This is a genomic window from Halorubrum sp. B52, assembly GCF_059752555.1.
Window position 1 is genome coordinate 375,960 of record NZ_MWTG01000007.1, and the last position, 20,368, is coordinate 396,327.

Annotated in this window: 16 protein-coding genes; 7 read left to right on the forward strand and 9 right to left on the reverse strand. The window is 71.1% G+C overall.

Annotation, left to right across the window (positions count from 1 at the left end):
• The first annotated feature begins 224 nt into the window (after positions 1-224).
• The 3 genes from guaB to B4V04_RS03340 all read left to right on the forward strand — a co-directional run bounded on the left by guaB (position 225) and on the right by B4V04_RS03340 (position 4,501).
• The gene (gene guaB / locus B4V04_RS03330) at positions 225-1,712 is read left to right on the forward strand and encodes an IMP dehydrogenase (protein ID WP_498229152.1); all 1,488 of its coding nucleotides are present in this window, start codon (positions 225-227) and stop codon (positions 1,710-1,712) included.
• A 138-nt stretch (positions 1,713-1,850) separates the two neighbouring features.
• Positions 1,851-2,438 (forward strand): HalX domain-containing protein, encoded by a 588-nt coding sequence (locus B4V04_RS03335; protein ID WP_498229154.1) that lies wholly within the window; start codon positions 1,851-1,853, stop codon positions 2,436-2,438.
• A gap of 95 nt (positions 2,439-2,533) precedes the next feature.
• Positions 2,534-4,501, forward strand: coding sequence for a DEAD/DEAH box helicase (locus tag B4V04_RS03340; RefSeq protein ID WP_498229156.1), 1,968 nt, complete (start codon positions 2,534-2,536; stop codon positions 4,499-4,501).
• A gap of 26 nt (positions 4,502-4,527) precedes the next feature.
• Here B4V04_RS03340 and B4V04_RS03345 read toward each other — a convergent pair whose 3' ends face one another.
• Entirely contained in the window at positions 4,528-5,595 is a 1,068-nt protein-coding gene (locus B4V04_RS03345) for a phytoene/squalene synthase family protein (protein WP_498229158.1), read from the reverse strand.
• Positions 5,596-5,794: 199 nt separating this feature from the next.
• On the opposite strand from B4V04_RS03345, the gene B4V04_RS03350 reads away from it, so the two are divergent.
• Positions 5,795-6,940 (forward strand): acyl-CoA dehydrogenase family protein, encoded by a 1,146-nt coding sequence (locus B4V04_RS03350; protein WP_498229160.1) that lies wholly within the window; start codon positions 5,795-5,797, stop codon positions 6,938-6,940.
• 18 nt (positions 6,941-6,958) lie between these two features.
• Here B4V04_RS03350 and B4V04_RS03355 read toward each other — a convergent pair whose 3' ends face one another.
• From B4V04_RS03355 to B4V04_RS03370, 4 genes are all read right to left on the reverse strand, one after another.
• Positions 6,959-8,884 carry a PH domain-containing protein gene (locus B4V04_RS03355; protein ID WP_498229162.1) on the reverse strand — a complete coding sequence of 642 codons (1,926 nt, stop codon included), beginning with the start codon at positions 8,882-8,884 and terminating at the stop codon, positions 6,959-6,961.
• Positions 8,881-9,345, reverse strand: a complete 465-nt coding sequence (locus B4V04_RS03360; protein ID WP_498229164.1) for a PH domain-containing protein — start codon at positions 9,343-9,345, stop codon at positions 8,881-8,883. The genes B4V04_RS03355 and B4V04_RS03360 overlap by 4 nt, the downstream gene beginning before the upstream one ends.
• 139 nt (positions 9,346-9,484) lie before the next feature.
• Positions 9,485-10,171 (reverse strand): YqjF family protein, encoded by a 687-nt coding sequence (locus tag B4V04_RS03365; RefSeq protein ID WP_498229165.1) that lies wholly within the window; start codon positions 10,169-10,171, stop codon positions 9,485-9,487.
• Between the two features lie 103 nt (positions 10,172-10,274).
• The gene (locus tag B4V04_RS03370; RefSeq protein WP_498229167.1) at positions 10,275-11,276 is read right to left on the reverse strand and encodes a cation diffusion facilitator family transporter; all 1,002 of its coding nucleotides are present in this window, start codon (positions 11,274-11,276) and stop codon (positions 10,275-10,277) included.
• Positions 11,277-11,521: 245 nt separating this feature from the next.
• On the opposite strand from B4V04_RS03370, the gene B4V04_RS03375 reads away from it, so the two are divergent.
• Entirely contained in the window at positions 11,522-12,223 is a 702-nt protein-coding gene (locus tag B4V04_RS03375; protein ID WP_498229169.1) for an HD domain-containing protein, read from the forward strand.
• Between the two features lie 34 nt (positions 12,224-12,257).
• Here B4V04_RS03375 and B4V04_RS03380 read toward each other — a convergent pair whose 3' ends face one another.
• The gene (locus tag B4V04_RS03380) at positions 12,258-12,932 is read right to left on the reverse strand and encodes a TetR/AcrR family transcriptional regulator (protein ID WP_498229171.1); all 675 of its coding nucleotides are present in this window, start codon (positions 12,930-12,932) and stop codon (positions 12,258-12,260) included.
• Between the two features lie 169 nt (positions 12,933-13,101).
• Here B4V04_RS03380 and B4V04_RS03385 point away from each other — a divergent pair, with 169 nt between their 5' ends.
• Positions 13,102-14,811, forward strand: a complete 1,710-nt coding sequence (locus B4V04_RS03385) for a COG1361 S-layer family protein (RefSeq protein WP_498229173.1) — start codon at positions 13,102-13,104, stop codon at positions 14,809-14,811.
• Positions 14,812-14,871: 60 nt separating this feature from the next.
• A complete protein-coding gene (locus tag B4V04_RS03390; RefSeq protein ID WP_498229175.1) occupies positions 14,872-17,370 on the forward strand; it encodes an efflux RND transporter permease subunit in 2,499 nt (832 codons plus the stop codon).
• Here B4V04_RS03390 and B4V04_RS03395 read toward each other — a convergent pair.
• From B4V04_RS03395 to B4V04_RS03405, 3 genes are read right to left on the reverse strand one after another with little or no spacing between them, the layout of a single operon-like run.
• The gene (locus B4V04_RS03395) at positions 17,367-18,419 is read right to left on the reverse strand and encodes a metal ABC transporter permease (protein ID WP_498229177.1); all 1,053 of its coding nucleotides are present in this window, start codon (positions 18,417-18,419) and stop codon (positions 17,367-17,369) included. The genes B4V04_RS03390 and B4V04_RS03395 overlap by 4 nt on opposite strands.
• Positions 18,416-19,234, reverse strand: a complete 819-nt coding sequence (locus B4V04_RS03400) for a metal ABC transporter ATP-binding protein (RefSeq protein ID WP_498229179.1) — start codon at positions 19,232-19,234, stop codon at positions 18,416-18,418. The genes B4V04_RS03395 and B4V04_RS03400 overlap by 4 nt, the downstream gene beginning before the upstream one ends.
• Positions 19,231-20,325 (reverse strand): metal ABC transporter substrate-binding protein, encoded by a 1,095-nt coding sequence (locus tag B4V04_RS03405; protein ID WP_498229180.1) that lies wholly within the window; start codon positions 20,323-20,325, stop codon positions 19,231-19,233. The genes B4V04_RS03400 and B4V04_RS03405 overlap by 4 nt, the downstream gene beginning before the upstream one ends.
• Positions 20,326-20,368 lie beyond the last annotated feature (43 nt).

Consider the following 20,368-nt stretch of genomic DNA (forward strand, 5'->3'; position numbering starts at 1 on the left):
CGATACCGCGTTTCGTCGACGGATCGTCGCTGCGTTCGTCGTCCGGGTGCCGATCCGTGGGTTTCGGGTTCGCGCGCGAGTCGGACGTATCCCTAGAAGCGATCTCGGCCCGACGGAAACGGCCCTGATCCACGATATTGTATATATTATGATCTGGAATGAGAACGACGTGCACGTCCGTGCTGACTCGCAACGTTTTTTATCCGGCACTCACGACGGTTTATATGGAGACCAACTCCGGTCGATTCTCTGCGAAGCTCGACGTGCCGGAAGCGCTGACGTTCGACGACGTGCTCCTCCGCCCCAAGGAGAGCCGGGTGGAGCCCGATGACGCCGACCTCTCCGCGCGCGTCTCGAAGAACGTCGAACTCACCGTGCCGGTCCTCTCGGCGGCGATGGACACCGTCACCGAGAGCGACCTCGCGATCGCGATGGCCCGCGAGGGCGGGCTCGGCGTCCTCCACCGCAACATGACCGTCGAGGAGACGGCCGCCGAGGTCGAGCGCGTCAAGCGCGCCCACGAGCTCGTCATCCGCCGCGAGAACGTCGTGACCGTCGCGCCCGACGACACGGTTCGGGAGGCCGACTCCCTGATGGAGCGCGAGGGCGTCTCCGGCGCCCCGGTCGTCGACGAGGACGACGCCGTCCTCGGGATCATCTCCGGGACCGACATCCGTCCCTACCTCGAGGTCGGCGAGGACGACGCCGTCAGCGAGGCGATGACCGACGAGGTCATCACCGCGTCGGAGGACGTGGACGCGCGGGAGGCGCTCGAACTGATGTACGACCACAAGATCGAGCGCGTCCCGATCGTCGACGGCGACGACCGGCTCGTCGGGCTCGTCACCATGCAGGGAATCCTCCAGCGCCGCGAGCACGAGGAGGCCGCCCGCGACGAGCGGGGGCGCCTGCTGGCGGGGGTCGCCGTCGGGCCCTTCGAGGAGGAGCGCGCGATCGCGGCCGACGAGGCCGACGTCGACGTGATCTTCATCGACTGCGCGCACGCTCACAACCTCAACGTGCTCGACTCCGCCCGGGCGATCAAAGGGACCGTCGACGCCGACGTCGTCGTCGGCAACGTCGGCACGCGCGAGGCCGCCGAGGCCGCCGTCGACTTCGCCGACGGGCTGAAGGTGGGCATCGGGCCGGGCTCGATCTGCACCACGCGCGTCGTGAGCGGCGCCGGGATGCCCCAGATGACCGCGGTCTCGGAGGTCGCGGACGTCGCGTCCGAGCACGGCGTCCCGGTGATCGCCGACGGCGGGATCCGGTACTCCGGCGACGCGATCAAGGCGCTCGCCGCGGGCGCGAACGCGGTGATGCTGGGCTCGTACTTCGCCGGCACCGACGAGGCGCCCGGCCGTGTCATCACGATGCAGGGGAAGAAGTACAAGCAGTACCGCGGGATGGGCTCCGTCGGCGCGATGAAGTCCGGCGGCGGCGACCGCTACCTGAAGGAGGAAGAGGAGGACGAGGAGTTCGTCCCCGAGGGCGTCGAGGCCGCGACCCCGTACAAGGGGAGCCTCGCCTCGGAGCTCCACCAGCTCACCGGCGGCATCTGCTCCGGGATGGGGTACGTCGGCGCCGCGACCGTCCCCGAACTCCACGAGCGCGCCGAGTTCGTCCGCGTCTCCAGCGCCGGGCAGACCGAGGGCCACCCGCACGACGTGATGATCACCGACGAGGCGCCGAACTACAGCCCGAACGAGTGATCGCTCGCCGGATCGGCCGACGGTCGGCTCTCGATCCGACGGCGTCCGATAGCGGCGGCGTGGTCCCGAAGAGGTATTTTAATATAGTCCGCGAAAAGACGAAACGTGTGAGCGAACACGTCGTCGCTCCGAGAATCCATGAGTGAGCAACCGCCGCTGGTCCTCGTGGTCGAGGACGAACCAGATCTGGCCGACCTGTACGCCGCGTGGCTCGGCGACGAGTACCGCGTTCGGACCGCGTACGGCGGCCAGGAGGCGCTGGAGCAGCTCGACGAGGTCGACGACGACGTTGACGCGATCCTCTTGGACAGGCGGATGCCCGGCCTCTCGGGCGACGAGGTTCTGTCGGCCGTCCGCGAGCGCGGCATCGACTGCCGGGTCGCGATGGTCACCGCCGTCGAGCCCGACTTCGATATCCTGAAGATGGGGTTCGACGACTACCTCGTGAAACCCGTCACCAGCGACACCCTCAAGGACACGGTCACGGGGCTGTTGCGACGGGGGGAGTACGACACGGAGGTACAGGAGCTGTTCTCGCTGACCTCGAAGAAGGCGATGCTGGAGACCGAGAAGAGCGCCACCGAACTCTCCGACAACGACGAGTATCGGCGCCTCACCGACCGGATAGCGGAGCTTCGGTCGCAGGCCGACGAGTCGCTGGAGGCGGTCACCGAGGACGACGAGGACTTCGAGAAGCTGTTCCAGGAGTTCGACGACGGGAGCTGACGGCCCGGGCGCGGCCCTCGACCGGACGTTCGACGCGACCCCGAATCCGTGACCCGCCGACTATTTAAATACGGTCCGGCCGAACCGACGACCGAATGCGCGTCAGCGACCTCCCGCTCGCCGAGCCGTACGTCGATCACTTCGCCGAGCGGGGGATCCGAGAGCTGTACCCGCCGCAGGCGGCCGCCGTCGACGCCGGCGTCTGCGAGGGCGCGAACGTCGTCGCCGCGATCCCCACCGCCTCGGGCAAGACGTTCGTCGCCGAGCTGGGGCTGTTGACCGCGGACGGCCCGGGACTGTACGTCTGCCCGCTCCGGGCGCTCGCCCGCGAGAAGTACGAGGCGTTCGCCGCGCTGCCCGGCGTCGACGTGGGGATCTCCACCGGCGACTTCGACGCCACGGGCGAGGCGCTCGCCGGCAACGACGTCGTCGTCGCCACCAGCGAGAAGGTCGACTCGGCGATCCGAAACGGGGCCGACTGGGTCGACGAGCTCGCCTGCGTCGTCGTCGACGAGGTCCACCTCCTCGGCGCGGAGCGCCGCGGCCCGACGCTCGAAGTGACGCTCGCGACGCTGCGCCGCCGGAACCCCGACGTGCAGGTCGTCGCGCTCTCGGCCACCGTCGACAACCCGGAGGCGATCGCCGGGTGGCTGGACGCGACGCTCGTCGAGTCCGACTGGCGCCCCGTCGACCTCCGGACCGGCGTCGCCGTCGGCGGTCACGTTGAGTTCGACGACAGGACAGCGATCGACGTCGCGGTCGACGGTGAGGGGAACGCCGAGGCGGTGGAAGACGAGGACGACGACCCCGACGACAGCGACGTCGCGGCCGCGCTCGTCGCCGACACGGTCGCCGACGGCGGCCAGTGTCTCGCGTTCGTCCGGTCGCGCACCGAGGCGGTCGCGCTGGCGGAGCGGCTCGCCGAGGACGGGCTCGCGGGCGAGATGGGGATCGAGTCGGCCGCGGCGGCGGCCGCCGACGAGGTCGAAGACGTCGACGGCACGGTCACCGGGCGACAGCTCGCCGACTGCCTCCGGTCGGGGGTGGCGTTCCACCACGCCGGGCTCCGCTCCGGGCACCGCTCCGTCGTCGAGGCGGCGTTCCGCGACCGCGACGTCGCCTGCATCTGCGCGACGCCGACGCTCGCCGCCGGCGTCAACGTCCCCGCGCGGCGCGTCGTGGTCCGCGACCAGAAGCGGTACGCCGGCTCGGCGATGGAGTGGCTCCCGACGCTGGAGGTCCACCAGATGTGCGGCCGCGCGGGCCGCCCCGGGCTCGACCCGCACGGCGAGGCGGTGCTCGTCGGCGACGCCGACACCGAGGCCGAGCTCGTCGAGCGGTACGTGGAGGGCAAGCCCGAGGCCGTCGAGTCGAAACTCGCCGACCCGGCGTCGCTCCGGACGCACGTCCTCTCGGCGGTCGCGACCGGCTTCGCCGAGACGGAAGAGGAGATCCTCGGGGTCTTCGAGGGGACCTTCTACGCCCGGGAGGCTGGCGCCGGCGGCCTCGCCGACGCCGTCGCCGTCGCGGTCGACGACCTCGTCGCGGCCGGGATGGTCCGCCGGGAGACCGGCGGCGTCGACGCCTACCGGCTGGTCGCCACCCCGGTCGGCGAGACCACCTCGAAGCAGTACGTCAGGCCGGAGACCGGCGAGCGGATCGTCGCCGGGCTGCGGACCGCCGCCGACATGGAGGCCGCGACGACGCTCACCGTCTTCGAGGTGATCTGCGACACCCCCGACATGCAGGACACCTACCTCGGCAACGAGGAGCGTGCCGATATCTACCGGTTCGCCCGGGCGAACGCGGGACAGCTGACCACGGCGATGGGCGAGACCGACGACTTCGAGGAGTGGCTGGAGTCGGTGAAGACCGCCCGGATCCTCGACGAGTGGATCGGCGGCGCCACCGTCGAGGAGCTCGTCGAGGCGTACCGGATCGGCCCGGGGGACCTCGACTCGCGGATCGAGCGCGCCGAGTGGCTGCTGAGCGCGGCCGAGGCGCTCGCGGAGACGGTCGGCGTGAGCGTGCCGGCGGTCTCGCGAGCGAGGGCGCGCTTATAACTGGAAATAAAAAGCGGCCGAAGCCGTCAGTCGGCCGGCTCGACGGCCCGGTGGAACGGCGTCCGGGCGATCGTCCGCCGGAGGTCGGCCAACGAGTCGCGGCCGACCTCGCCGGCGACGGACATCACCGCGAACACCTCCTGCCTGGAGACCTTCACGCCGGTCTCGGTGAGCGCGTCCTCGGGCCGGGAGTTGAGCTCGCGGAGGGTGCCGACCGCGAGCAGGTACGGCACGGTCCACGCCTCCATCGTGTTCCCGTTCGAGAGCGGCATCGTCTCGAGGTACGCCTGCGCGTCGTCGAGGAACGACCGGGCGTACTCCGCGGTGCGATCGACGACGCGGGCGGACGACTCCCGGTTCTCGGGGTGGACGACGCGCTCCTGCTCGACCCCCTCGTCGGCCAGCCACTCGGCCGGGAGGTAGACGTTGTTCTCCTCGGTGTAGTCGTCGTACACGTCCTTCGAGACGTTCACGAGCTGGAGGAGGAGGCCGAACTCCTCGGCGGTCTCGCGGAGGCGCCGGGCCCGCTCCTCGCCCACGTCGCCGCGCGTGAGGAGGTTCGTGATGAGGTTGCCGACGGTGCCGGCGGCGTAGTAGCAGTACTGCTCTAACTCGTCGCGGTCGTCGATGCGGAGCCCGCCCTCGGTGGCGTGGCGGTCGACGAACATCGCCATCCCGTCGACCATCTCCAGTACGGGCGGGACGATGGCCTCGCGGGCCTCCGGGTCTAAGTCCTCGAACGTCGCCACGATCGTCGGGGCCTCGGCGACGACCTCCCAGTCCTCGTCGCGCTCGGCGGGCGCCGGGAGCCACTCGTCGACCGCGTCGCGGAACTCGGCGATGTCGACCTCCGTCTCGGGGTCGACGGCGTCGCGGTACGTGCGAAGCACGTCGCTCTGCGCTCCCGGAGGGATGTGGCCGGCGTCCTCGACGGTGTCGGCGACTCGACAGAGGAGGTAGCCGACGCAGATCTGCGAGGCCATCGGCTCCTCCAACACGTCGACCGTCAGCGCGAAGGTCCGAGAAACGCCCTGAACCGCCTCGTGACACCACGAGAGGTCGGGCTCGACGGGATCGTGTGCTCGTCCGCTCATTCAGTTACCGACACTTACGGCACAACGCATAAAAAGCCTCGTGGAACGCCGCAGGGCGTCGCACGTCCGATCGGCGTCGAATTCGACGGCGTTCGCGGGACGGAATCGACCGACTGGGCGCCGATCGGCCGCGAGAAACCTCGCCCCCGTGTAGGATCGTGTAGAAACCGATAAGTCGCCGTGCGCGGGAGTTCGTGGCATGGACTTCGCGCTCTCCGAGGAACAGCGTCAGATCCGCGACACCGTCGCGGCGTTCGTCGACGAGGAGGTCGTCCCTCGGGCCGCCGAGATCGACGAGACCGACGAGTTCCCGGCCGACCTGATCGACGAGATGGCCGACTTGGGGCTCATGGGAATGCCGTTCCCGGTCGAGTACGAGGGCGCCGGGCTCGACTACCACAGCTACGCGATCGGCCTCGCGGAGATCTCGCGCGGCTCCGGCGGGCTCGGCACCGTCGTCGCCGCCCACACCTCGCTCGCCGGTAACATGCTGTACGAGTTCGGCGACGAGCGGCAGAAGGAGACCTACCTCAGCGCGCTCAACACCGGCGAGGAGATCGGGGCGTTCGCGCTCTCGGAGGCCGAGGCCGGCTCGGACGTGCCGGCGATGACCACGACCGCGGAGCGCGACGGCGACGGGTACATCGTCAACGGCGGGAAGCTCTGGATCTCCAACGGCTCCGTCGCGGACACGGTCACGCTGTTCGCGAAGACCGACCCCGACGCGGGCCGGAAGGGCATCTCCGCGTTCGTCGTCCGTCCGGAGGAGGACGACGGGTTCGTCGTAGAGGGGACGGAAGAGAAGCTCGGCGACAAGGGGTGTCCGACCGCCGAGCTCCGCTTCGACGACATGTGGATCCCCGAGGACCGCCGGCTCGGCGAGGAGGGCGAGGGGTTCGTGCAGGCGCTGAAGACGCTGAACGGCGGGCGGATCACCATTGCGGCGCGCTCCGTCGGTATCGCGCGGGCCGCCCTCGACGAGGCCAAGTCGTACGCCCAAGAGCGCGAGCAGTTCGACCGCGCGATCGCCGACTTCCAGGCGATCCAGCACAAGCTCGCCGACATGGACACGAAGGCCCGCGCCGCGGAGCTGTTGATGCACGAGGCGGCGGACCTGAAGATGCGCGACGAGGGGTACATCAAGGAGGCCGCGCAGGCGAAGCTGTACGCCTCCGAGATCTCCCGGGAGGTCGCCAACGAGGGGATCCAGATCCACGGCGGCTACGGCTACACGAAGGATTTCCCGGCCGAGCGCTTCTACCGCGACGCGAAGCTGAACGAGATCTACGAGGGGACCAGCGAGGTCCTGCGGAACACCATCGCACAGCAGATACTCGACGAGTAGGCGGGCGCGGACGCCGCGCTATTTCTCGTCGTCAGCGGGCTCGTCGTCGCTCCCAGCCGACCCGTCCGCGGGCTCGTCGTCCTCCTCCTTCTCCCCTTCCTCCCGTTCGCCTCCGCGATGCGCCACGTCCGCGTCCGAGGGGAAGCGGTCCACCGCGTACTCGCCGGTGTCGATCCGCTCGGCGGGCTCGGAGTAGTCGCGCTCGCTGGTGGAGAAGTCCGGACGGATCACGCCGTCGTCGGGGATCTCCGGACTCGTCTCGGCCTTGTCGGCGTCGTCGACATCGGTGGCTTCGGCGTCGGGGATCCCGGTCGCGTCCGCGACCCCTGCGGCGTCGGTGGGGTCTTCGGCGGCGTCGGCGGTGTCTTCGGCGTCCGCGATCCTTGCCTCGGCGGGAGCGTCATTCGCGCCGTCGTCGGGATCCGACTCGACGATCTCGTCGACGTCACCCTCGAACCACTCGAAGCGGTCGCGCCGGTCGCGGTGGCTCGCGAGCGCCGACTGGAGCCGCTCCTGTAACGTCTCGCGGAGCTCGATCGCCTCCTCGAGTTCGAAGTCGACGGCGGCGGCCGACGTTCCTGAGAGCGAGCTGCTCCCGGCGGTGTCGGCGACGATCGTCGCCACGTTCCAGCGGCGCTGGAATATCGTCCGGCTGTCGATGACGGTCTGGATCCGGTAGTACGGGACGACCGTCACCGTTCGGCTCCAGAAGCCGTTTCGCGTGAGGAGGTGGTCGTCGCCGAGCCAGTACCCGCGGTGCTTCCACTTCAGGTGCGCGGCGGGCGGCACGGCGAGCAGCAGGACCGCCGGGCCGTACCACGGGAGGTCGGGCGTCACGTACCAGTCGATCGCGAACGCGATCCCGACGAGGACGGCGACGACGAGCGCGTACCGGACGACGTAGCGCCACCGGATCCGCTTCGGCGGCCGGGAGAACGCCGGCGTCCCGAACGACTCGACCTCGTGGGCGAGCCGGTAGACGCGGTCTGTCGTCGCGATGGGGACGGCCGCCTGACTCCCCTGATCGCCGGACTGGCCGGGCGCGTAGCCGGCGGTCTCGATCGAGAGGCTCGCGTAGCCGAGCGCCCGCTTCGCCGGGTTGTCGGAGACCGTCAGCGTCTGGACCTTCTCGGTCGGGATCGAGCCGCTGTACCGCCGGAACAGCCCGCGCTCGTAGCGGAGCTCGTCGCCGGCGCGAGAGAGGCGGAACCCGTAGTAATTCGAGAACGCGACCCCCGCGCCGAGGACCCACGACACGAGGAACAAGGCGCCGACGGCGACGATGGCCGTCGCGGTGAGCGCGGCGGCTGACGTCTCGGGGATGAACCCCGAGAGCACCGGCACCGACCCCGAGCTCAGGAAGGCCAGCAGGCCGATGAGCCGCCCGTCGAACGACAGCGCGCCGACGAGGGCGAGCTCGCCCGGCGAGATGGCGAACAGCTCCTCCTCCGCCGGACCGACCGCGTCGCCGGCGGCGGTCTCGCCGGCCCCCTCCGCCCCGCTCGACTCGCCGGCCGACGAGCCGGACTTGCGGCGCTGGACCTCGCGGCGGAGCCGGGTCGCCTCGTCCGGCTTGACGAACCGGATCGACCCCTCGGTGGAGGAGCCCCCCGCCGTCTCCAAGTCGACCGCGGCGATCCCGATAGCGCGCTGGATCACGCTCTGGCTCACGTCGACGTTCTGGATCCGGCGGTAGGGGATCTCCCGCTCGCGCCGCGAGATCACCCCGGAGGAGATGTCGAGCGTGTCGGCCGTGAGCTCGTACTCGAACCGCCGGTAGTAGGCGGTCTCGTACGCGAGCGCCGCGAGGAGGATCGCGCCGCCGGCGGCGGCGGCCGCCGGGAGCCCCCAGTCGTTGCTGTTCGCGACGAAGAAGGCGATCACGACGAATCCCGACACCTTCTGGAGCGCGCGGTACGGGACCGACAGGGGCGCGAGCTTCACACCGCGTCCTCCCCGTCCGCGCGGATCGCCAGTCGCTTCAGCTCCTCGCGGAGGTCGCTCGCGCCGTCGGGCGTCAGTCCCGGGATCCGGACGTCCGCGCCGCGGGAGCCGGCCGTGTAGACGACGCAGGAGGCCAGCCCGACGCCGCGCTCGACCGGGCCGCGTCGGGAGTCGACGTGCTGGATCCGCACCAGCGGCACCGTCGTCCTGACCTGCGTGACCACGCCGCGGTCGAGGTAGAGCGCGTCCTCGCGGATCTCGTAGCTCCACCGCCGGTATTTGAGCAGAGCGTGGGTCACGCCGAGCGCGAGGACGACGCCGCCGGCGGCGAGGGGCGACCACCTCGGGAGGCGGTCGATGTAGACCCCGCCGGCGAAGGGGAGGGCGAACACCGCCGCGACGATCACCGCGCGGAGGACCCACACGACCCGAACGCGAGGATGCAGCGACTGCGACGTCATCGGCGGTCCCCCGCCGCGTGTCCGTGTCTCATACGCCGCCGTTGTCGGCGCCGACGTATAAGTCCGGGCGAAACGGGAGCGGTCGAGCCCGAGATCGGCCCCAGCCGTCGCGGCCGCGGTCGGTGTCGCCGTCGGGGACTCAGGCCCGCCGGATCCGGTCCGCGCTCACCTCGACCGGCTCCGCGTAGTGGACGATCGGACCGCCCGCGGGGCGCTCGAAGCCGTTCGCCTCGAACAGGGTATTCTCCCGGACGTCGGCGGTCCCCTCGCGCAGCGTCCACGGCTCGTGGGCGATCTCGCCGCGGTAGAGGCGGTTCCCGCGGGCGTAGAATCGGTAGTTCTCGAGGAGGAACGCCGCGAGCGACCCCGAATCGGCCGCGAACGCCTCGCCCATCGGCCCGTAGGTGGCGTCGAACCGGACGCTCGGGACGCCCCGGTGCGTCCGGCGGCTCCGGAACCGGACGGTCCCGTCGTCGCGGCGGATCGCGCTCATCTCGGCGCGGTAGTACGGCAGGGCGAACAGCCGCCGGGCGACCGCGACGCCGAGCCGGTCGTCGGCGTCGAGGTTGTAGAAGTAGACGCCGGGGCCGTCCGGGCCCTCGACGTAGGTCCGGAGATTGAGCTCCGGGAACGAGAGCCCGAACGGGACGCCCCGCGGGCGGATGTCCTCCATCACGAAGGCGACGACGCCGAGGTACGCCTCACCGTCGTGGGTGGCGACCGAGAGCCGATCGGGGAGCGTGTCGTCGACGACGGCGGGCTCGACCGGCCAGTGACAGAAGAGCCCGTCGCGCCACGTCATCTCCAGCCAGCGGCGTCCGACCATACGCGCGATAGGGACGCGAGGGGCAAAACCCGCACGGCGGGCGAACTTTCGGGCCGATGGAGTCCGAACTGGAATCGAAAAGAGAGCGGCGTATCGCCCCCGGTCAGGCGTCTCTCGCGCCGGATCCGTCGACCGCTTCGGGTCCGTCAGTCGCCTCGTCGACCGCCTCGTCGCCGTCAGCGAACCCGACCCCGTCGCTCGCGTCCTCGGCGTCCTTCCACTCGCCGAGGCCGGAGGGGTCGAGGTGGACGTGGACGTCCCCGACGTCCTCTAAGTCGCGGAGCCCGGTGACGAGTTGGGTCTCGACGGCGTGGGCCTCGCGGAGCGTCATCCCGCCGTCGACCTCGACGTGGACCTCGACCTCCAAGTCGGTCCCGTCGTAGAACACGGTGAGGTCGTGGACCCCCTCGACGGCCGGGTGCTCGCGGAGCGCCTCGGTGACGCGCTCGCGGTCCCCGGCCGGCGGCGCGGCGCCGACGAGGTAGGTGACGTTCTCGCGGGCGATCTCGACGCCCTGGTAGACGACGAGGACGCTGACCAGCCCGCCGGCGATCGGGTCGAGGACGGGGAACCCGAGCAGCACGCCGAACACCCCGACCAGCGCCGCGACGGTGGTGTAGATGTCGTTGAGGCAGTCGGCCGCGAGCGCGGTCAGCGCCGTCGACCCGAGGCTCGCGTTCACGCGCTCCGTGTACCGGTAGAGGAGGTACATGTCGACGAGCGCGAACGCCAGCGCCGCGACGAGGACGGGGCTCGCCGTGATCTCCGGTGACCCGAGGAACTCCGAGACGGACTCCCGCAGCAGCAACACGCCGAGCAGGACGATGATCGCGCCGACGAACAGCGCCGTCAGCGGCTCGATCCGCTGGTGGCCGTGGGGATGCCTCTCGTCGGCGGCGTCGTAGCGGGCGCCCCCCCAGACGAACACGACCGCGCTGGCGACGAGGTCGGCGACCGAGTGCGCGGCGTCGGCGAGCAGCGCGACGCTCCCGAACGTCAGCCCGGTGGCGCCGACGACGGCGATCTTCAGCGCGTTGCCGAGGATGTTCGCCCCCGCGGCAAGCCGGAAGCGGGCCTTCTCGCCGTCTCCCCAGGGGCGCAGCATGTGTCCGGGTCGTCGCCGGCGGTGCTTAAGAATCTCGCCGTTCGGGCGACGCGGGACGCGGGGACGCGGGGACGCCGGACGGTCCGGGGCGGAGCGAGCCGCCGAAGTCCGAGCGCGCGTCCGAGCGCCGAGACCGCCGACGGCCGGCGCGTGCGGCCCGAGCGGCGCGGATCGCCCGCCGTCGTAACGACTAAGAACGAAACGCTCCTCGGTTACGGTAATGAATCACGAGTTTTTCGCCCGAGGTGGTCCCCGTGGGCGTCGAGATTAAGGAAACGGAGGTGAGCGACGAGGACTTCGAGGAGATGATGGGGTTCGTGAGGGACTACCTCGCGGCCAGCGTCGAGAGCGAGGAGGACGGCGGGCGGATGCGCTGGTACCCCTGGCACTCCGCGGAGTACCGCTTCAACCACATCGTCAACGTCGTCGACATCGCGACCGAGATCGCCGAGGCGGAGGGCGCCGACGTCGACGTGGTCCGGGTGGCCGCGGTGTTCCACGACGTCGCGAAGCTGGAGGCGGAGCAGGACGTACACGCCGAGGCGGGCGCGCGCGTCGCTCGCGAGTACCTCAAGAGCCGCGGCAACTACCCCGAGTCGTTCATCGAGGAGGTGTGCGGCGCCGTCGTCGACCACTCGTACACGGGCGACCTGACCGACGTGCCCTTGGAGAGCCGGTGTCTGATGGAGGCCGACCTGCTCGACAAGGTGGGCGCGAACGGCGCCGTGCTGATGCTGCTGCGGATGGGATACGAGTCCCGCACGCACATGGACGCCGCGAAGATGGTCGACCGGGTGCTCCAGCGCGCCCACGACCACACCGAGCGCGTCGTCTCCGACACCGCCGAGAGCATCGCCCACCAGCGCATCAAGCGCGTGAAGTGGCTCCGCGAGTGGCTCGAAGAGGAGGTCACGCGGATGGACGTCGAGGGCGTCACCGAGCGCTGACCGCCGGGCGTCCCGGTTCCGGGGAGACGCGGTGTCACTCCTCGACGTCGACCCGCGGGAGCATCGTCTCCAGGTACCGACGCGCGCCGCGTCGGGTGTCGTCGGCCCAGCCGCGGTCGGCGGTCGTCGCCCAGCGGAGCATCCCGCCGGTCGCGAGCGTCTGGAGCGTCGACGCGACCTCGACGGGGGGAACCGGAGACGCCTCGCCGCGCGCGCCGTTCGGACCGCCCTCACCGAAATCGCCGTCCCCGTCGAGCTCCGCCGCCGCCTCGCGGACGGTCCGTTCGAGGAACGACTCGAACACCCGGTCGCTGCGGTCGAAGTGGTCGCGGTAGGCGTCGTCGCTTGCGGCCTGCGCGCGGAGCTCGACGATGACGGTCAGGAACTGCGCGTCCGGCGCGTACTCGCCGGCGACGGACCCCGGTTCGGTCGTCGCCGAGAGATAGGCGTCGAGCCGCTCGCGGGGCGTCAGGTCGAACTCGCCGGCCGACACCGACGCCTCGAACCCGTCGAGGAGGAAGCCGAGGAGGTCGACGAGCAGCTCGTCTTTCCCGTCGTAGTGGTGGTAGACGAGCGACGGGCTCTTGTCGAACGCCTCGCCGATCCGGCTGATCGTGAGGTCGGCGTACCCGTGCTCGCAGAGCGCGCGGTACGCCGCCCCGAGGATGGCCTGCCGGGTGTCGGTCGGCTCCGCGAACGGGTCGTGCATGGTGAATCCACCGCGGCCACGCACAAAACGCTCCTGATTGAACGTTCATTCAACACGCTTAACACGGGAGCGACCCACACGACCGTATGACTCGACGCGACGCGTTCGGCGGTCGGTCCTCGGTTCGGCGCCCTTCCGCGGTCGATCGGAGAAGCGACGGAGGCGGGAGATGAGCCGGTCCGCGAGGGCCGGCGCGCTGGCCCTCGCGGTCGTCGCCGTCGCGGCCCTCGTTGGCGCCGCCGCGTTCCCCGGGGCCGCGGCGCCCGTCGGACAGACGGGGCCCGCGGTCGGGCAGGGCGTCGACGACGCGCGGACCGCCGCGGTCGGTCCGGCCGCGGGCGGCGGCGTCACCGCGCAGACGACGGAGCGCCAGATCCGCGGGTCGCCGGCGCTCGAGCTGTTCGCCTCCCAGCGGACGGTGGCGAGCGGGGCCGAGTCGACCGTGACCGTGGACATACTCAACACCGGCGAGATGGAGTTCGGGAACCAGCTCGACCCCCGTGTGACGACGGCGCGCGGCCTCACGCTCGAGGTCGACGACGGCGACGTGCCGATCGAGGTCGGCGACGGTCGGACGGTCGTCGGCGACGTCCGGACCGACGCGAGCCCCGTGCAGGTCCCGCTCGACGTCACGGTCCCCGACGACGTGCCGGACGGTCGGTACGAGGTCGAGGTGACGGCCCGCTACCGGTACACCTTCGAGATCATCCCGGAGTTCAACGACCACAAGGACCGGCGCGGCGTCGACGACTTCGACGTCACGATCGTCGTCGACGACGGCGCGCGCTTCGCGATCGTGGAGACCGACACGGAGGCGCAGGTCGGGGGCGGCGGCGACGTGACCGCGACGCTCCGGAACGTCGGCGACGAGGTCGCCCGCGACGCGATCGTCGCGGGCAGTTCGACCGGCAGCGCGGCCGTGATCGGAAGCGACGGGAGCGCCGAGTCGTTCGTCGGCGACTGGGCGCCCGGGGAGAACCGGACCGTGACGTTCGACTCGACGGTCTCGCCGGACTTCGGCGAGGGGGCGTACGCGCTCGTCACGTCGGTCGACTACCGGGACGCCGACGGGATCGAGGCGACCTCGCCCTCCTCGCGGGCGGGCGTGGTGCCGATCCCCGAGCAGACGTTCTCGCTCGACGGCGTCGAGGGGACCCTGGAGGTCGGCTACGCCGGGACCGTCAGCGGGACGCTCACCAACGAGGGGCCGCTCGACGTCGACGACGCGGTGCTCGTCGCCGACCCGCAGAGCGACCGGGTGACGATCGGCGAGGGGCGCTACGCGCTCCCGGCGGTCCCGGCGGGCGAGTCGGTCGAGTTCTCGTTCGACGCCGACGTGAGCGGGAGCGCCGACCCCGGCCCCCGGCAGTTCCGGTTCACCACCGAGTACACGAACGGGGACGCGACGCTCGCGGTCGACGAGACCCGTCGGATCGAGGTCGCGCCGCGGCAACCCGAGTTCGACCTCGTCGCCGACAACGCGACCGTTCCGGCGGGCGAGACCCGCCGGATCTCCTTCGAGATCACCAATCGGCGCCCGGAGACGCTCTCGTCGATCAACGCCGGGCTGTACGCCGACAGCCCGCTCTCGGCCCCCGACGACGAGGCGTTCGTCGACGAGCTGGCGCCCGGCGAGTCGACGGAGATCCGGTTCGAGGTGGCGGCCGCGCCCGGCGCGAGCGTCGAGACCCACCCGATCGAGTTAGACTTCCGCTACGACGACGAGCGCGGGAACGACCGCATCTCGGACGTCACCCAGTACCCGGTCGAAGTGACCGAACCGACCGACGACGGCGGGCTCCCGGTCGTCCCGCTCGCCGTCGGCCTCCTCGTCGTCGTCGCCGGCGCGGGAGCGGTCGTCTTCTACCGGCGGCGGTAGCCCGATGTCCGACCAGCCAGCCCGACGACGCGGAGAGAGGCCGCCTCGAAGGAGGCGCCCGTGAACGCCGCCGACCGGCTCGTCGAGCGGGTCGACGCGCTCGTCACGGAGCGGCCGGCGGCGGTGATCGCCGTCTTCCTCCTGATCAGCGTCGTCGCCGTCGGCGGGGTGGGCGGGATCACCACCTCGGCCGGCGCCGACCAGTTCACGCAGGACGTCCCCGCCCAGCGCGCGCTCGACGACATCGACGAGGAGTTCGAGACGTCGATCGGCGGGTCGGCGACGTCGGCGCAGGTGATCGTCACCGACGACAACGTGCTCTCGCGGTCAGCGCTGATCCGCGTCCTGGAGACCCAGGAGCGACTGGAGTCGCGGTCGACCCTGCGGGTGCGCTCGACGACGAGCCACGCCGACGCGATCGCTCGGCGGCTCGACCCGGGCGCCGAGACGCCGGGCGAGCGACGCGACGCGGTCGCCGAGGCGACGCCGGGCGAGCTACGGGCGGCGATCGCCGACGCCGACGCGGCCGGCGCCGTGGCGGCGCAGGTGTCGGTCGACTACAACCCGACCGCGCAGCGGGCGGGGGCCGCGATCGTCGGAGTCACTTACGACCTGCCCGAGGCGGCGACGACCGCCCGGGTGACCGAGCTGCAGACGCATAGCGTCGACGTCGTCGACTCGGTCCCGGGCAACGAAGCCGGCGAGAACGCGGTCCTCTTCGGCGACGGCGTCCTCCAGTCGGAGATCACGGCGCTGCTGACCGACACCGCGGTCATCGTGTTCCCCGCGGCGCTGCTCCTGATCTTGGGCTTCCTCGTGTTCGCCTACCGCGACCCGATCGACATGGGGATCGGGCTCGTCGCGCTCCTCATGTCGCTGCTGTGGACGTTCGGGTTCATGGGATACGCACGGATTCCGTTCTCCGACTCGCTGATCACCGTCTTCCCGCTGCTGCTCGCGGTCGGGATTGACTTCGGGATCCACATCGTCAACCGCTACCGGGAGGAGCGCGGCGAGGGGCTGGGCATCGGGGCCGCGATGCGAACCACGACCGACCAGCTCCTGATCGCCTTCCTGCTGGTCACGATCACCACGGTGTTCGGGCTCGCCTCGAACCTGGTGAGCCCCTTCGAGCCGAACCGCGACTTCGGGCTCGTCGCCGCGGCGGGGATCGCGTTCACGCTCGCGGTGTTCGGAGTCTTCCTCCCGGCGACGAAGGTGGTCGTCGACCGCTGGCGCGAGCGTCTCCCGATCCCCGAGTTCGGCACGACCCCGCTCGGGTCGGGCGGCTCGCGGCTCGCCCGCGTCCTCCGCGTCGGGGTCGACCTCTCGAAGGTCGCCCCCGTCGCCGTCGTCGCCGTCCTGCTCGTCGGCGGCGCGGTCGGGGGCGCGTACGGGACCGGCGTGAACACCGAGTTCTCGGAGGAGGCGTTCTTCCCCGACGAGGACCGGCTGGAGACGTACTCGAACCTGCCGGAGCCGCTCGCGCCGACCGACTACACCTTCCTCCGGGTGCTCACGCTGTTCGAGGAGGAGTTCGAGCGGAGCTTCGTCGGCAGCGTGACGCTGTACGTCGACCAGTCCGTGCGCGACGACGACGCCTTAGAGCTGATCGACCGGACCACGCGCAACCCGCCGGCCACCTTCGAGACGACCGAGAGGCGCCGCGCCGCCTCGACGAGCGTCGTGACCGTCATCGAGGACCGGGCGGCGCGCGACCCCGAGTTCGAGAGGTTCGTGGACCGCAACGACCGGCTCGGCACGGGCGTCCCCGACCGCGACGTCGACGAGGTGTACGACGCGCTGCTCGACTCCCCCGCCCGGGATCAGGCGCGCGGGTACCTCGCCGCCGACCGCGGGAGCGCGCGGATCGACTACGCGATCCGCCCCGGCGTCGACAACTCGGAGGCGGTCGCGGACGTCCGCGAACTCGCCGAGCGCACTCCGCTGGAGGCGGTGCCGACCGGGAGCCTCGTCGTCAACGAGGCCGTGATCGACCGGCTCACGGCGTCCGCGATCCGGAGCCTGATCGCCGCGTTCGCGCTCACCGCCGTGTTCCTCGCGCTGTCGTACGCCTACCTGGAGGGGAAGGCCGTCTACGGCCTGCTCAACCTCGTCCCCGTGCTCGTGACGGTCGGCCTGCTCGTCGGATCGATGCGGCTGTTCGACATCCCCTTAACGCCGATCAACGCCCCGATCCTCTCGGTGTCGATCGGGCTCGGGGTGGACTACACCGTCCACTTCGTCCACCGGTTCGTCGACGAGTTCAAGGCCGGCAACGCGGTCGACGAGGCGCTCGACGTCACCATCGCGGGCACCGGCGGCGCGCTCACCGGGAGCATGCTCACGACCGTCTGCGGGCTCGGCGTCCTCTGGCTCGCGGTGATCCCGCTCCTGCGGGACTTCGGCGTGCTGCTCGCGCTCGGCGTGCTGTACGCGTACCTCTGTTCGATCCTGCTGGTCCCGTCGCTGGTGGTCGTCTGGGACCGGTACGGCGACCGCGTCGGCCTCGGGCTCGACGGGAACCTCCGCGACGAGAGCGCGGAGCGGGCGGACTAGTCCGCCGACTCCGTCCCGGCCGCGTCGTCGCCGGCGCCGGCACCGGCTTTCCCGGCGGTCCGCTCGGCGCCGCCGACGCGCTCGGGGATCTCGTCGCCCGCCCGCCGCGACTGCACCTTCCCGGCGAGCACCGCGGCGATGTAGACGCCGACGGCGACTAAGACGATCGTGCCGCCGGCGGTCGTGTTGTAGTTGAACGACAGCGTGATCCCGGCGACCACCGCGATCTGCGCCAGCACGACGGAGGCGAGCAGCGCCTCGCGGAAGCCGCGGGCGAGCTGGGCGGCGGCCGCGACGGGGACGACGAGCATCGCCGCGACGAGGATGACGCCCATGATCTGCATCGCGCCGACGACGACGAGCGCGGTCAGCGTCGTCATCAGGCGGTTGTACCACGGGACGTTGATCCCGGCGACCCGGGCGGCCGTCTCGTCGAAGGTGACGTACAGCAGCTGCTTGTACGTGACCGTGACGACCAGCGCGACGATCGCGAAGAGGACGACCAGGAGGACGGCGTTCTCCCGGGAGACCGTCGAGAGGTTCCCGAACAGGTACTGGTTGATCCCGACCGCGAGCCCGCCGGTGTTCAGGCTGATGAGGACCGCGCCGAGCGCGAACCCGGTCGAGAGCACGATCGCCATCGACACGTCGTTGTACGCGTCGGTGGTCTCCGAGATCAGCTCGATCGCCAGGGCGGCGATCACGGCGACGACCACGGCGGTGACGTACGGCGAGATCCCGGTTCCGAGCAGCGAGTTGACGAACAGCCCGACGGCGACGCCCGCGAACGCGGTGTGCGCGAGCGCGTCGCCGATGAGCGCGAGCTGGCGGTGGACGAGGAAGGTGCCGATCAGCGGCGCCATCACCGCGATGAGCGCGCCCACGAGGAACGCGTGGTGCATGAACACGTACTCCAGCATCGCGATCCCGAGCCGCTCGCCGACCCAGCCGAGCCCGTCGCTCCACAGCCCGACGAGCCGCGAGAGGAGGTCGAAGGGGGCGCTCAACAGGAGGACGGACGCGACCGCGGCGGGTACCGCCGGGATCACGTCCGGAGCCCCCCCGCCTCGCGGCGCACGTTCGTCCCGTAGGCGCGGTCGAGCGCGTCGCTCTCGGCGAACGCTACCGGGTCGCCGTCGAAGTACACCTCGCGGTTGAGACAGACCACCCGCGAGGCGTGCTCGATGACGGCGCCGATGTCGTGCTCGACGAGGAGGACGGTGAGCCCGTCCGCGACGAGCCCGTCGAGGAGGTCGAAGAAGGCGTCGACCGACTCGGCGTCGACGCCGACGGTCGGCTCGTCTAAGACCAGCAGCTCCGCCTCGCCGGCGAGCGCCCGCGCGATGTACGTCCGCTGGCGCTGGCCGCCAGAGAGCGCGGTGATCTTCCGGTCGGCGAGGTGCTCGATCCCGACCGTCGCCAGCGCGTCGCGGACGCGGTCGCGGTCGGCGGCGGTCACCCGACCGAACCCGGCGTGCGGGAACCGACCCATGAGGACGACCTCGCTCACGGTGATCGGCATGCGCTTCTCGTCTTCGGTCACGTCCTGCGCGACGTAGCCGACGCGCTCGCGCTCCGCGAACGCCCGGGCGGGGTGGCCGAGCAGCTCGGCCGTTCCGGCGTCGGGCTCGTGGAGCCCGAGGAGGAGTCGGAGCAGCGTGCTCTTCCCGGACCCGTTCGGTCCGACGATCCCGACGTACTCGCCGCGGTCGACCCGCAGGTCCACGTCCTCGACGACGGGCGCCGCGGCGTAGCCGAACGTCAGCCCGCGGGCGTCGACGAGGGGGTCGGCGTCGCTCGCGGAGGCGCGCTCGGCGGTGGCTCCCTCGCTCGTGGTCTCCTCGCGCATCGCTTCCCCGCTCATGGCTCGAAGTTCCGGCCGTAGTCGGCGAACGTCACGTCGTCGGGGTCGTCGATCCCGAGGAGGATCCGGAACGTCGGGAGGTTCACCTGGCGGGCGATCTCGAAGTACCCCCACCCCCGCTCGACCCACGACTCCGCCGTCCCGGCGTACGGCGTCACCGGGAAGTACGCCTCCACGTCGGTCTGCTCTAAGAGCTGTCTCGCCGGGCGGATCGGCTCGAAGACGGCCGCGCCGATGTGGCGGATGTCGTTCGCGGCGATGGTGTCCTGCGCCCGCTGCATGTCGGCCGGCCGCACGTCGTTGCTGGCCGCGAGGTTCACGACCAGCGGCTCGATCGTCGCGCCGTAGCGCTCCGAGACGTACTGGAACGCGTTGTGCGCGGCGAGGAACGCCACGTCGCGCTCGGCCGCGTCGAAGGCGGCCTGCCACTCCTGGTCGAGCGCGTCGAGCTCCGCGTCGATCGCGTCGGCGTTCTCTCGGATCGTCGCCTCGTCGCCGGGAGCGAGGTCCGCCAGCCCGTCGGCGATGTTCGCGACGGCGACCTTCGCGCGCTGCGGGTCGAGCCAGAAGTGCGGGTCCTTCGCGTCCTCGACCGCCTCGTCCTCGGTCAGCGAGTCGGCGAGGTCGAGCAGTTCGACGCCGGCCCGGGCGTTGATCAGCGCCGTCTCCGTCGACTCCGCCTCCAGCGTCTCGATCGCGCGGTCGACCCACGGCTGGAAGTCGGGGCCGACGTGGACTAAGGCGTCGGCGTCGGTGATCCGGCGCTGGATCGAGGGGTCGGGCTCCCAGCCGTGGCCGTGGAGCCCGGTCGGCACCAGGTTCTCGACGGTCAGGGCCGTGCCCTCTGCGAGCGTGTCCGCGAAGTCGTAGAAGGTGAAGAAGGAAGCCACGACCGTGTACTCGCCGTCGCCGGTGCCGTCTCCGCTCGTGCCGTCGGTGCCGTCCCCGCTCGCGCCGTCGCTCCCGACGCCGGGTCCGGGATCGGCGGCGTTCCCCGTGCAGCCGGCGAGACCGCCAGCGAGGACGCCGGCGCCGATGCCGGCGAACCGCCGGCGAGAGAGTCCCGTTGGCTCGTTCGTGTCGATGCGCATTACCAGTCGTTTGGCGAGGGGAATATAATACGCTTTGGGTCTA